At 59.7% G+C, this 12,172-nt stretch carries 13 protein-coding genes; 4 read left to right on the top strand and 9 right to left on the bottom strand.

Features of this window, described 5'->3' with window-relative positions:
- Positions 1–2 precede the first annotated feature (2 nt).
- Complete coding sequence (locus QA646_RS02370; protein ID WP_283058944.1) at positions 3–404, bottom strand: DUF983 domain-containing protein; 402 nt, start codon at positions 402–404, stop codon at positions 3–5.
- A gap of 241 nt (positions 405–645) precedes the next feature.
- Between QA646_RS02370 and QA646_RS02365 the strand changes: the two genes are divergently transcribed.
- The gene (locus tag QA646_RS02365) at positions 646–1,296 is read left to right on the top strand and encodes a chloramphenicol phosphotransferase (protein WP_283057365.1); all 651 of its coding nucleotides are present in this window, start codon (positions 646–648) and stop codon (positions 1,294–1,296) included.
- Positions 1,297–1,368: 72 nt separating this feature from the next.
- Here the strand turns inward: QA646_RS02365 and QA646_RS02360 are convergent, their stop codons facing one another.
- From QA646_RS02360 to coxB, 6 genes are all read right to left on the bottom strand, one after another.
- A complete protein-coding gene (locus tag QA646_RS02360; protein ID WP_283057364.1) occupies positions 1,369–2,247 on the bottom strand; it encodes a cytochrome c oxidase subunit 3 in 879 nt (292 codons plus the stop codon).
- Positions 2,248–2,308: 61 nt separating this feature from the next.
- Positions 2,309–2,920: a cytochrome c oxidase assembly protein gene (locus QA646_RS02355; RefSeq protein ID WP_283057362.1), complete on the bottom strand. Its 612-nt coding sequence runs from the start codon at positions 2,918–2,920 to the stop codon at positions 2,309–2,311.
- Between the two features lie 9 nt (positions 2,921–2,929).
- Positions 2,930–3,070 carry a hypothetical protein gene (locus tag QA646_RS02350; RefSeq protein WP_034488087.1) on the bottom strand — a complete coding sequence of 47 codons (141 nt, stop codon included), beginning with the start codon at positions 3,068–3,070 and terminating at the stop codon, positions 2,930–2,932.
- The gene (locus tag QA646_RS02345) at positions 3,067–4,026 is read right to left on the bottom strand and encodes a heme o synthase (RefSeq protein WP_283057361.1); all 960 of its coding nucleotides are present in this window, start codon (positions 4,024–4,026) and stop codon (positions 3,067–3,069) included. Before QA646_RS02345 ends, QA646_RS02350 begins: the two co-directional genes overlap by 4 nt.
- A 57-nt stretch (positions 4,027–4,083) precedes the next feature.
- Complete coding sequence (ctaD, locus tag QA646_RS02340) at positions 4,084–5,772, bottom strand: cytochrome c oxidase subunit I (protein WP_283057360.1); 1,689 nt, start codon at positions 5,770–5,772, stop codon at positions 4,084–4,086.
- A 14-nt stretch (positions 5,773–5,786) separates the two neighbouring features.
- Complete coding sequence (gene coxB / locus QA646_RS02335; RefSeq protein WP_283057358.1) at positions 5,787–6,677, bottom strand: cytochrome c oxidase subunit II; 891 nt, start codon at positions 6,675–6,677, stop codon at positions 5,787–5,789.
- A gap of 337 nt (positions 6,678–7,014) precedes the next feature.
- Here coxB and QA646_RS02330 point away from each other — a divergent pair, with 337 nt between their 5' ends.
- Both QA646_RS02330 and tldD read left to right on the top strand, forming a co-directional pair.
- Positions 7,015–7,647 carry an invasion associated locus B family protein gene (locus tag QA646_RS02330; protein WP_283057357.1) on the top strand — a complete coding sequence of 211 codons (633 nt, stop codon included), beginning with the start codon at positions 7,015–7,017 and terminating at the stop codon, positions 7,645–7,647.
- Between the two features lie 63 nt (positions 7,648–7,710).
- Positions 7,711–9,126 carry a metalloprotease TldD gene (tldD, locus tag QA646_RS02325; RefSeq protein ID WP_283057356.1) on the top strand — a complete coding sequence of 472 codons (1,416 nt, stop codon included), beginning with the start codon at positions 7,711–7,713 and terminating at the stop codon, positions 9,124–9,126.
- Positions 9,127–9,144: 18 nt separating this feature from the next.
- Here the strand turns inward: tldD and QA646_RS02320 are convergent, their stop codons facing one another.
- Both QA646_RS02320 and QA646_RS02315 read right to left on the bottom strand, forming a co-directional pair.
- Positions 9,145–9,456: a pyrophosphatase gene (locus QA646_RS02320; RefSeq protein WP_283057355.1), complete on the bottom strand. Its 312-nt coding sequence runs from the start codon at positions 9,454–9,456 to the stop codon at positions 9,145–9,147.
- Between the two features lie 110 nt (positions 9,457–9,566).
- The gene (locus tag QA646_RS02315; protein WP_283057354.1) at positions 9,567–10,850 is read right to left on the bottom strand and encodes a D-alanyl-D-alanine carboxypeptidase family protein; all 1,284 of its coding nucleotides are present in this window, start codon (positions 10,848–10,850) and stop codon (positions 9,567–9,569) included.
- Positions 10,851–11,077: 227 nt separating this feature from the next.
- Here QA646_RS02315 and QA646_RS02310 point away from each other — a divergent pair, with 227 nt between their 5' ends.
- A complete protein-coding gene (locus QA646_RS02310) occupies positions 11,078–12,124 on the top strand; it encodes a polysaccharide deacetylase family protein (protein WP_283057353.1) in 1,047 nt (348 codons plus the stop codon).
- The last annotated feature ends 48 nt before the right edge of the window (positions 12,125–12,172 follow it).

Here is a 12,172-nt window from a genome sequence, read left to right as displayed (position 1 = left end):
CCTCAGTCACGGTGAATGCGCCCTTCGCTGGCATTGTTGCGGTATTGCAGCGCGATCAGGATGCCTTTGCACCAACGTAGCGACAGAAGCGACAGGATGATGGTCAGGGGACCGAACAGCAGGATATGCACCCAGATCGGCGGCGCATAATTGACCTGCAACCACAGCACCGAGCCAATGACGATGAAGCCGACAATGAGGATGACAAAGACCGCAGGCCCATCGCCGGCATCGGCAAAGGCGTAATCGAGACCACAGGCGGAGCAGCGCGGCTTCAGCGACAATAGTCCATCGAAGAGCTTGCCGTTGCCGCAACGCGGACAGCATCCCTGGATGCCGACCTTGAACGGATCGACAGGTGGAAAGAGGGCGCTGTCGCTATTTGTCCCTTGATTCGGGCCTATCCCGTGAACCGGGGGAGTGTCTTGCTCTGGGCTCAAAGTTTGATCTCGATCGATTGCCAATCACGACGAGCATACAAATCTCGTCCTATCTTTCAGTAGCCGCGATGCAGGCATCCGTCCAATCCAAAAGCATGATGACCGCTGTATCCCAAGCAAACAAGGCTCCCATCCCGCATCATGATGTCGCGGCCACCTTCTCCGGATCACTTGAAAAGCGTCGGCACGGCCATAGAAAGAGGGTATGGACAATCATCAAGACACGAAGGCCGGTCAGATCATCATTCTGAACGGCGCGCCGCGATCCGGAAAATCGAGCATTGTCGAGGCTATCCAGGCAAGTTTCGACGGTCCATGGATGAATCTCGGTGTCGATGCCTATGTGCGGCATGTCACGCCGCAGCGCTACCGGCCGGGGATCGGCATGCGGCCCGGCGGCGAACGGCCCGGTCTGGAGCCGCTGGTTCTGATATTCTATTCGGCGCTCTATGCCTCGATTGCCGCCCACAGCCGTCTTGGGCTCAATGTCGTTGCCGAATTCGGCCATCATGACGCCTATTCAAGACCGCTCGGAATTCTGGCGAATTGCGCTCGCCAACTTGCCGGCCTGCCCGTTCTTTTCGTCGGAGTTCGTTGTCCGATCGAGACCATCATGCAGCGACGTTTGGCGGAAGGCGCTGAACGGCGCAATGATTACGTCAGCGTTTCCGCCGATGCACCCATTCCAGCGCCGATATCAGCCTGGCAGGCGCAGGTGCATCGGCCCGGCATCTACGATCTCGAGGTCGACACCTCGGTCAAAACTGCGCAAGCCTGTGCTGATGAGATCAGGCAGTTCTTGGATCGCGGCGTTCCGTATCCGACGGCATTCGAGCGCCTGGCGGCGGGCGCTTGAGAGATCCCTTCTCGCAATGAAAAAGGCGGGTCCGAAGCACCCGCCTTTGATCATTTGCATCGGCCGTTTAAATTAGCCAGCCGCGACCGGCGCGCCCCAGCTTCCCCAGATATAGATGCAGAAGAACAGGAACAGCCAGACGACGTCAACGAAATGCCAGTACCAGGCTGCCGCTTCGAAACCGAAATGCTGCTTCGGGGTGAAATCGCCGCGAATCGCGCGGAGGAGGCAGACCAGCAGGAAGATCGTGCCGATCAACACGTGGAAACCATGGAAGCCGGTCGCCATGAAGAAGGTCGCGCCATAGATGGTGTTTCTGAATTCGAAGGGCGCATGCGCATATTCATAGGCCTGGACGCAGGAGAACAATGCGCCAAGCAGCACGGTCAGAACGAGCCCCTGGATCAGCCCCTTGCGATCATTGTGCAGCAGCGCGTGGTGCGCCCAGGTAACCGTCGTGCCCGAGAGCAGCAGGATGATGGTATTGTAAATCGGCAGATGCCAGGGATCGAGGACCTCAACGCCCTTTGGCGGGAACTGGCCGCCGAGGAAGGCCGTTCGCGAGGCCTGGATCGCTTCGTTTGGGAAAAGGCTGACGTCGAAATAGGCCCAGAACCAGGCGACGAAGAACATTACCTCGGAGGCGATGAACATGATCATGCCGTAGCGCAGGTGCAGCGAGACGACGCGGGTATGCGCACCCTCATGCGCTTCCTTTACCGTATCCGACCACCAACCGTACATGACATAGAGGATTACGGCCAAACCGATGAAGAACAGCCATGGCTGCGCCCAGTTCAGGCCGAACAAATGCACGGCGCCACCGCTCAGGTAGCGCATGAAGCAGACGCCGCCAAAGGTGATGACAAAGGCTCCGAAGGCCGCTGTGATCGGCCACGGGCTGGGGTCGATGATGTGGTAATCGTGTTTCTTCGTATGCGCCTCTGCCATGTCAGCAATCCCCGAATGACTTTTCCCATATCGCCTTCGGCTGAGCCGAAAGCACTCTCCATCAAAGTTTCTTTTCCGCCACCTTCGCTGCGCCGTCGTTGGAAGCTACAGGCTTCGCGCCGTCGCGCGGATAGAAGGTGTAGGACAGTGTCAGCGCCGTGATCGTCTTGGTTTCCTCTGCCTTTGTGATCTCAGGATCGACGTAGAAAACCACCGGCATCTCGCGCTTTTCCCCCGGTGCCAGATCGGTCTCGTTGAAGCAGAAGCATTGCACCTTATTGAAATAGGCGCCCGCTTCCACCGGCGAGACATTGAAAATAGCCTGCCCGTGCGTCGGTTGGTCGGACTTGTTCTCGACTAGGAACTTTACCTCGATCGTTTCACCGATCTTGGGGTCGACTTCCTTCTGCATCGGCTTGAAATCCCAGGGCACGCCTGGGGCAACATTGGCGTCAAAGGAAACCTTGATCGATTTGTCGAGAATGACGCTGGAGGCCTGATCGACGCGTTGCGTCGTGCCGTTGAAGCCGGTCACCTGGCAGAAGATGCGATAGAGCGGCACGGCTGCGGCACACATGGCGCTCATGCCGATCACGAAGCTCAGACACATGGCGACCACCAGGCCGTTGTTTCGCCCGGCGCTTCCTGTCTTGCTCGTTGTCTCCTCCTCCATCACGCCTCCTCAAACGTGTCCGGTGCCGACCTTGATGATGGTGATCGCGTAGAACAGGATCACCAGGCCGGCAAGCACCAAACCAAGCGCAATATTGCGCCCTCGCCGCGATTTCTTTTGCGCTTCCGTGAGCTTGACGAGTTCGATCACAGCCAGCCTCCCGCACCGCCCGACACCAGCACCGCAACAAGCCGGTCAATTAGCAATGCTGAAAAGATTGCAAAGAGATAGAAGATCGAGAAGCCGAAGAGTTTCTTCGCCGGGATCATCTTGACATCGCCATCCGGCATGCGCCGGACGGCGATGGAACAGTATATGAAGACCACGCCGAGCAAGGCGGCGACAACACCGTAGCCGAAGCTCGCCAAGCCCGTGAATGCCGGCACGACGCCGATGATAGCCGTCAACACGGCATAGGCGACGATCTGGTTCTTGGTGGCCGGCACGCCGGCGACGTTCGGCAGCATGGGCACGCCAACGGATTCATAGTCGCGCATCTTGAACAGCGCCAGCGCCCAGAAATGGGCCGGCGTCCAGAGGAAGATGATCAGGAAGAGCACAATGCTCTCCATCGTCACGCTGTTAGTGACACAGGCCCAGCCGATGACCGGCGGGAAAGCGCCGGCAGCGCCGCCGATAACGATGTTCTGTGGCGTCGAACGCTTCAGCCACATCGTATAGATGACGGCGTAGAAGAAAATGGTGAAGGCAAGGATTCCGGCTGAAAGCCAGTTGACGGCCAGACCAAGGATCGTCACCGAGAAACCCGATAGCACCAAGCCGAAAGTAAGCGCCTCGGAAGGCGTTACGCGGCCGGCGGGGATCGGACGGCGTGCCGTGCGGCTCATGACTGCGTCGATATCGGCGTCGTACCACATATTCAGCGCGCCGGACGCACCGGCACCGACGGCGATGCAAAGAATGGCGATCAGGCCGAGAACCGGATTGATGTGACCTGGCGCCAGCACCAGACCGGCAAAGGCAGTGAAGACGACCAGCGACATGACGCGCGGCTTCAAAAGCTCGAAATAATCGCGCGCGCTCGCTTCCGACAGGCCGGTTTCGCCTTTCTTCGCGAGCGCTTCGTGATTGTCGATGACCGTCATTCTTTCATCCAATTTCCGTTAAGCCGGACGCCGCTTATCACGGCGTCCGGAAATAAGCTACTTGATACGCGGCAGCTCTTCCCACTGGTGGTACGGCGGCGGCGAAGGGAGCTGCCATTCCAAAGTGGTCGCACCCTCGCCCCAGGGATTGTTGCCGGCAACGCGCTTCTTCACGAAAGCGTCGATGACACCCCAGAAGAAGAAGCAGAGGCCGACGGCTGCAACATAGGAGCCGATGGAGGAGACGAAATTCCAGCCGGCAAAAGCGTCCGGATAGTCGATATAGCGGCGCGGCATGCCGGCACGACCGAGGAAGTGCTGCGGGAAGAACACCATGTTGACGCCGATGAAGGTGATCCAGAAATGCCAGTTGCCGATCTTCTCGTTGTACATATAGCCGGTCATCTTCGGGAACCAGTAGTACCAGCCGGCGAAGATGGCGAAGACGGCACCGAGCGACAGCACGTAATGGAAATGCGCGACAACGTAATAGGTGTCCTGCCACACGCGGTCGAGACCGGCATTGGCGAGCTGCACGCCGGTAACGCCGCCCACCGTGAACAGGAAGATGAAGCCGATCGCCCAGATCATCGGCGTGCGGAATTGGATCGAGCCGCCCCACATCGTCGCAATCCAGGAAAAGACCTTCACGCCGGTCGGAACCGCGATGACCATCGTCGCGAAGACGAAATAGCGCTGCGTGTCGAGCGACAGGCCGACCGTGTACATATGGTGGGCCCAGACGACGAAACCGACGGCGCCGATCGCGACCATGGCATAGGCCATGCCGAGATAGCCGAAGATCGGCTTGCGCGAGAAGGTCGAGATGATGTGGCTGATCATGCCGAAGCCCGGCAGGATCAGGATGTAGACTTCCGGGTGACCGAAGAACCAGAACAGATGCTGGTAAAGGATCGGGTCACCGCCGCCTTCCGGCGCGAAGAAGGTCGTGCCGAAGTTGCGGTCGGTCAGCACCATGGTGATGGCACCGGCGAGAACCGGCAGCGACAGAAGCAGCAGGAAGGCCGTGATCAGCACAGACCAGGCAAACAGCGGCATCTTGTGCAGCGTCATGCCCGGGGCGCGCATGTTGAGAATGGTGGTGATGAAGTTGATCGCACCGAGGATCGACGAGGCACCGGCGATATGCAGTGCGAAGATCACCAGGTCGACCGCCGGACCGGGATGGCCGACGAGGCCCGATAACGGCGGATACAGCGTCCAGCCGCCACCCGCGCCATAGGCGCCGGCCGGTCCTTCGACGAACATCGACAGGATCAGCAGCAGGAAGGCAGGAACGATCAGCCAGAAGGAAATGTTGTTCAGGCGCGGGAAAGCCATGTCCGGCGCGCCGATCATGATCGGCACCATCCAGTTGGCAAAGCCGCCGATCATCGCCGGCATGACCATGAAGAAGATCATGATCAGCGCATGGGCGGTGACGAAGACGTTGTACATCTGCTTGCCGCCATCGATGGAGGCATCGCCAGAATAGCCATAGACCATGGAGGCCAGACCGCTGAAGATCTGGATACCCGGCTCCTGCAATTCCATGCGGATCGCGACCGACAGCAGGAAGCCGATGATACCGGCAAAGATCGCAAAGATCAGATAGAGGGTGCCGATATCCTTGTGGTTCGTCGAGAAGAGCCAGCGGTCCGCGAAACTGGGCTTGTGAGCGTGATGGTCTTCATGCGCGTGAGCGTCATGAAGAGCGTGCGAATGATCGTCGTGTGCCGTAGCCATTGTCCCTATCCCTCTTACTCGGCCGTGTTTTCAGCGACGTTGACGGTAGCGGGCCGATCGACGGCGGCCATCAGGGCCTTGTTGGCCTTGCTCAGGTCGCCGGCAGCGGTGGTCAGCCACTGCTGGTATTGATCCTGAGAGACGACGCGAATGGCGATCGGCATGAACGCATGGTCCTTGCCGCAGAGCTCGGAACACTGGCCGTAATACAAGCCTTCACTGTCGGCCTTGAACCAGGTTTCGTTCAAACGGCCCGGAATGGCGTCGATCTTGATGCCGAAAGACGGCATCGCGAAGGAATGGATGACATCCGTCGGTGCGGCGGTGACAAGGACGCGGACGACCTTGCCGACGGGCAGCACCAGCTCGTTGTCGACGGCGAGAAGCCGCGGATATTTCGACTTGTCTTCCTTGCCGGCGGCTGCACGGTCCTGATCCTTCAGCAGGAAGGAATCGAAGTCCAGCGGCGTATTGCCGCTGTTTTCGTATTCATAGTTCCACTGCCACTGCGTAGCCGTCGCCTTGACCGTAACGTCAGGATTTTGCGGGAACGTAAGCTGCGTGGTCAGAAGATCGAAAGACGGAACGGCCAGGAACAGAAGAACGAGAACCGGCCCCACGGTCCAGATGACCTCGATCAGCGTATTATGGCTCGTTCTGGAAGGCACCGGATTCCGCGATGCCCGGAACTTGACCACGACGACGATCAAAAGGACGAGCACCAAAAGCGTGATGGGAACGATAAACCAAAGCGTGTATGCTTCGAACCAACGTATTTGATGCATGTTGCCGGTTGCTGCCTCTTGCAGGCCGGTTTCCCATGGTCTTGGCTGATCGGCATAGCTGCCGGTCGCAAAAAGCAGACAGGCGATAGCCGCCAGAGCTGCGTAAGCCCTCTTAATCACGATGTCTCTCCCTCCAGCGTTTGATCCCAGATCAATCTCAAACGCAGTATCCCTACAGTCCATTGCGCTTCAAACCACAGTTTGGAGCACTCCGCAACAACTCACAACAGTTGTCCGTGCGGCATTTTGCGCGAAGTATGTTCCCCTCGCCCGCCGAAACATGGCAAGCATTTCATCATCATACGAAAAATTGCACGCCGGTCCATCGCATTGCCCGGGCAAAATGGGATAGAGGTCGTATTTCCGCCGCAGTCGATTGGAATTCAGCACGCGGGGCTTTTCATTTGCCTGCCTGAGCTTCAACAATAGCGGCACTGATTCGAATCTAGAGGTTTCCATGGGTTTTCGTTCCCTCGCCCGGCTTTGGTTTGTCAGCGTCAGCATAGCTGCCGCGGCCGCAGCACCCGTCCTGGCGCAGCAGGCACAGCAAACACAGCCGGCGCCGCAGGCTCAGCAACTGCAAACCCAGCAACCGCAGCAGCCGGGCCAGCAGCCGCCGGCGCATACGCAGCAGCTTCCGACCAACCAGGTTCCACAACCGCCGGGTACGGTGCGCTCGAGCCATGGCGCGTGGTCCGTGGTCTGCGACAAGCCGGCCGGCGCGTCGACCGAACAATGTGCGCTGATGCAGAACGTCATCGCCGAGGACCGGCCGGAAGTCGGTCTCTCGGTGGTCGTGCTGAAAACCGCCGACCGCAAGTCGAAGATCCTTCGCGTGCTGGCGCCGCTCGGCGTGCTGCTGCCGAATGGGCTCGGCCTCAATGTCGACGGTAAGGATATCGGCCGTGCCTATTTCGTGCGCTGCTTCTCGGACGGCTGCTATGCCGAAGTGGTGCTTGAGGACGAGCTGCTGAAAACGCTGCGCAGCGGCGCGACCGCCACCTTCATCGTCTTCCAGTCGCCCGAGGAAGGCATCGGCATTCCCGTCGACCTCAAGGGCTTTGCCGAAGGCTACGACGCGCTTCCGTAAGTCGACAGGGCTTGCTCTCTCGTCATCCGAAACCTACATCGGCTCTGAACGGAGCACCTGACAATGAATACCGATCTCCTCACCTTGTTCGATACGGATGAAACCAAGCTGCGCGGCATCGTCGCCGAAGCGCTTTCCAGCGCCGACGACGGCGAGCTTTTCGTCGAGCATGCCCAGGCGGAATCTCTCACCTTCGACAACGGGCGCATGAAGGGTGGCAGCTTCAACACCGAGCAGGGTTTTGGCCTACGCGCGGTCGCAGGCGAAGCGGTGGGCTATGCCCATGCGGGCGATCTCTCGGAAGCGGCGCTGAAGCGCGCCGCCGATGCGGTGCGCGCCGTCACCAGCGGCTATGCCGGCTCCTACGCCGCCGCGCCTCAACGCACCAATAAGATACTCTATAGCGACGAGAACCCGATCGGCAGCCCAAGCTTCGAGGACAAGGCGAAGCTGCTCCAGGAGATCGACAGTTATCTGCGCGACAAGGACGGCAAGGTGCGTCAGGTGACGGTCTCCATCGCCGCGAGCTGGCAGGTGGTCGATATCCTGCGCGCCGACGGCCATCGTGTCCGTGACATCAGGCCGATGACGCGCATCAATATCTCGGTGATGGTCGGAGACGGCGACCGGCAGGAATCAGGATCCTTCGGCACCGGCGGTCGCGTCGGCTTCGGCGATTTCGTCACGCAGGAAAGCTGGCGCCGCGGCGCCGACGAAGCCTTGCGCCAGGCACTGGTCAATCTCGAGGCGATCGATGCGCCAGCCGGCACGATGGACGTCGTTCTTGGCTCCGGTTGGCCGGGCGTCATGCTGCACGAGGCTGTCGGCCATGGGCTGGAGGGCGATTTCAACCGCAAGAAGACCTCGGCTTTCGCCGGGCTTCTGGGCCAGATGGTCGCCGCTCCCGGCGTGACCGTCGTCGATGACGGCACGATCGAAAACCGCCGCGGCTCGATTACGGTCGACGACGAAGGCACGCCGTCGGCCTACAATGTCCTCATCGAAAACGGCAAGCTGGTCGGCTACATGCAGGACCGGCAGAATGCCCGCTTGATGGGCATGAAGGCAACCGGCAACGGCCGCCGCCAGGGCTATGCCCACACGCCGATGCCGCGCATGACCAACACCTATATGCTCGGCGGAGACAAGACACCGGAGGAAATCATCGCCTCGGTGAAGAAGGGCATTTATGCCGTTTCCTTCGGTGGCGGCCAGGTGGACATCACCTCCGGCAAATTCGTGTTCGGCTGCACCGAAGCCTACTTGATCGAAAACGGCAAGGTCGGCGCGCCGATCAAGGGCGCCATGCTGATCGGCAACGGCCCGGACGCGATGAAGCGCGTCTCCATGGTCGGCAACGACATGAAGCTCGATACCGGCATCGGTAATTGCGGCAAGGGCGGCCAATGGGTGCCCGTCGGCGTCGGCCAGCCGCATCTGAGGATGGATCAGGTGACGGTCGGCGGAACGAAAGCATAGCGGCTCAGACGGCGCAGCTTATCCCCTCTCCTCCGGCCGGAACCGCCATTTCCGTTCGACGGCGGCGGCGAGATCGAGGCCGTTGCGGTGGGCAAACAGCAGTATATGGCCGAGCACATCGGCGGTCTCGTCGGCCAGCGCCGTCGCCAACTCCTCGTCGGTCATGCCCTTGCGTCGTCCCCGGCCGGTCGTCTTGTTCCAGATCTGGGTGAGTTCGCCCATCTCTTCCTGCAATTTCAGAACAAACCAGTCGGCATCGCGCTCCAATCCATTGGCGGCGGCATAAGTGGCGGAAGCCTTTTCGAACTGCTGGATCAGACCTGACAACATCGACATCGTTCCCTTTATGTTCTTAACAGAAGTGAACGATTCTGCCGGAAATAGCAAGACGGCGGAGCTTATGCCCCGCCGTCTCGATAGTTCCAAATCTTGACTTCCACTCAGCCCTTGTTCGGCAGCAGCATGCAATTGAAGTCTTTGCGCTTCAGCGCAGCACAGGCGGAATTCGCATCATCGCGACTGCCGAAACCGACGAAACGGGCGCGATAGACTGTGTTGCTGCCCTTGCCGACGGCTTCGGTATAGGGCGAAGCGTTGGCAAGCGCATTGCCGGCCTTGGATTGAGCTTCGGACAGCAAATCCTTGGCGGCCTGCGCATTCGGAGTGGCCGCGATCTGTACCTGCCAGCGGCCGGCTGCCGGCTTGCCGGCATTCTGAATTTCATCCATCGCCACCGGGCGATCCACCGGCACGGTCACATTCGTCGTGGCGGCATAGGCGAGCGGGGTCGGAGTAGGGGTGAACTCGGCACGTTTGCGCGTCGTGGCCGTGGTTTGGGTATCGACATCGACAGCAACGTCATCCGTCGCCGAAGCAACCTCAACCTGCTTGGCGCCGCCGACGCTTGCAACGAGTCGCGACGACCCGACGGAGGTCGCTTTCGGTACATAGCGATTGAGAAGCGAAGCCATGAAAGCATCGCGGCCGCGAGCAGTCGCTCCGCCCATCACCACGCCGATAACGCGACGGTTGCCCTGGCGCACGGCGCTGACGATGTTGAAACCGGAGGCATTGGTGTAGCCGGTCTTGATGCCATCCATGCCTTCATAGCGATACATCAGATTGTTATGGCCACGAATGTTCCTGCCGCGATAGCTGAAGCTCGATTGCGAGAACAGCCGATATTCCTGAGGGTAGTTGTTGATGAGCGCGACGGCGAGCGTCGACATATCGCGCGCGGTCGTCACCTGCTCCATGCTCGGCAAGCCGGACGGATTGGTGAAGACGGTACGGCGCATGCCGAGTTCGTGCGCCTTCTGCGTCATGATGCGGGCAAAGCCGCTTTCGCTGCCGCCCAGCGCTTCGCCCATTGCGGTGGCAGCATCGTTTGCGGACTTGATGATCATGCCGTTGACGGCATCGCGAACGGTGATGGTGCTGCCCGGCTTCAGGCCGAGCTTGGTCGGGCTCTTGCCGGCGGCGTTGCGCGAGACTGGAATCGCCGTGTTCCAACCGAGTTTGCCGCGATGGATCGCTTCGAAGGTCAGGTACAGCGTCATCATCTTCGTCAGCGATGCGGGATGATTGAGATCGTCGGCATTGTCCGAAGCCAAGACCCTGCCGGATTTCGCATCCATAATGAAATAGGCGCTGCCCGCAAAGCTCGCCACAGGTGCGCTCAACAGCAAGACGGCCGCAGAAAGGGCCATCAAAAATTTCTTCATATTCGTCCCCAACTGAAACAAATGCCGATACACCGCATCAACCTATCGTGCGCGTTTGCGACAAAAGCCTGATTTCGGTGCGATATTGAGGCAACATCCTCGACAGAATTCCAATTTTGCCTTTGCTGGTAAAATATCGGTTAACGCATTGAAAAGATGATGTGGATTCAGCAAGATTTAACGACGGATGGGCTACAGCATGGGCATTCGTCAACGAGTCAATCCCCATGGAACAGGGTACCAGAGTCCGTCTCAAGCGCGCGGTCATCTCCGGCGGGCTGGAAACCGCCGCAATTCTGAAAAACCTCGGCTTGATGCGCGACGTCGCCGGCCTCGGCGCCATCTTCACCCTGCATCATGTCCGTCCTCCCTTGCCCCGAACCTTCGCGCCGAATGCACATCTGGAAATTTCGCCAGAATTCCTCGACCGCGCACTCACCCGGCTGAAACGGGACGGTTATGATTTCATCGCCCTCGATGCGTTGCCGGACCGTATCGCAAGTGATCGCAACAAGCCACCCTTTGCTGCTTTCACACTCGATGACGGCAATCGCGACAATCTCGATTATGCACTGCCGGTCTTTGCCCGCCACGGCACCCCCTTCACGATCTTCGTCACCCAAGGCCTGTCGGAGCGGACGCACAGCATATGGTGGGAAACGCTGGCCGACCTGCTCGGTCGATTGGATCGCCTGATCTTCGATTTCGGCATTGGCATGGAGAGTTTCGATCTTGGCAAGGCCGGCCAGCGCCAAGCCGTGTTTGCCCGCTTTGCCGCCTATGTTCATGCTCACAACGAGATGGAAGCTGTCGCCCGCATCGACGAGCTTGCACGAACGAACGGCCTGGAGCCGCTCGATCTCGTGCGCTCAGCGATCATGGATCGAGAGGAATTGAAGCAGCTTCTCGGTCATCCCCTCGCCTCGCTCGGGGCCCATACGGTGAGCCACCGGGCGCTCTCTCGCCTGCCGGAAGCGGAAGCGGCAGCGGAAATGGCGCTGTCAGCGGATTATGTTGCTGACATCATCGGCCGGCGGCCGGCGGCGATTGCCTATCCCTACGGCACGGCCGACGCAGTCTCTCCTCGCGAAGCCCGGCTAACAGCGGAACTCGGCTTTTCCGTCGGTGTCACGACCCGGCCTGGGACGATCGGAGCGGCAAGTGCTGCTGCCCTCACCCATCTGCCGCGGCTATCGCTGAACGGGCACTACCAGAAGGCTCGATATGCATCGGCGCTTGCCTCCGGCATACCCATGCGGCTGATGGGGCGCTAAAGCGCTTCGCGATCTCTGGGCTCCTTGCGCTCTTGAATTTGCACCTGT

Origin of the sequence: Rhizobium sp. CB3090 (assembly GCF_029714285.1) — a bacterium.
Classification (GTDB): Bacteria; Pseudomonadota; Alphaproteobacteria; order Rhizobiales; family Rhizobiaceae; genus Rhizobium.
This window is presented reverse-complemented; position numbering and strand designations above follow the sequence as displayed.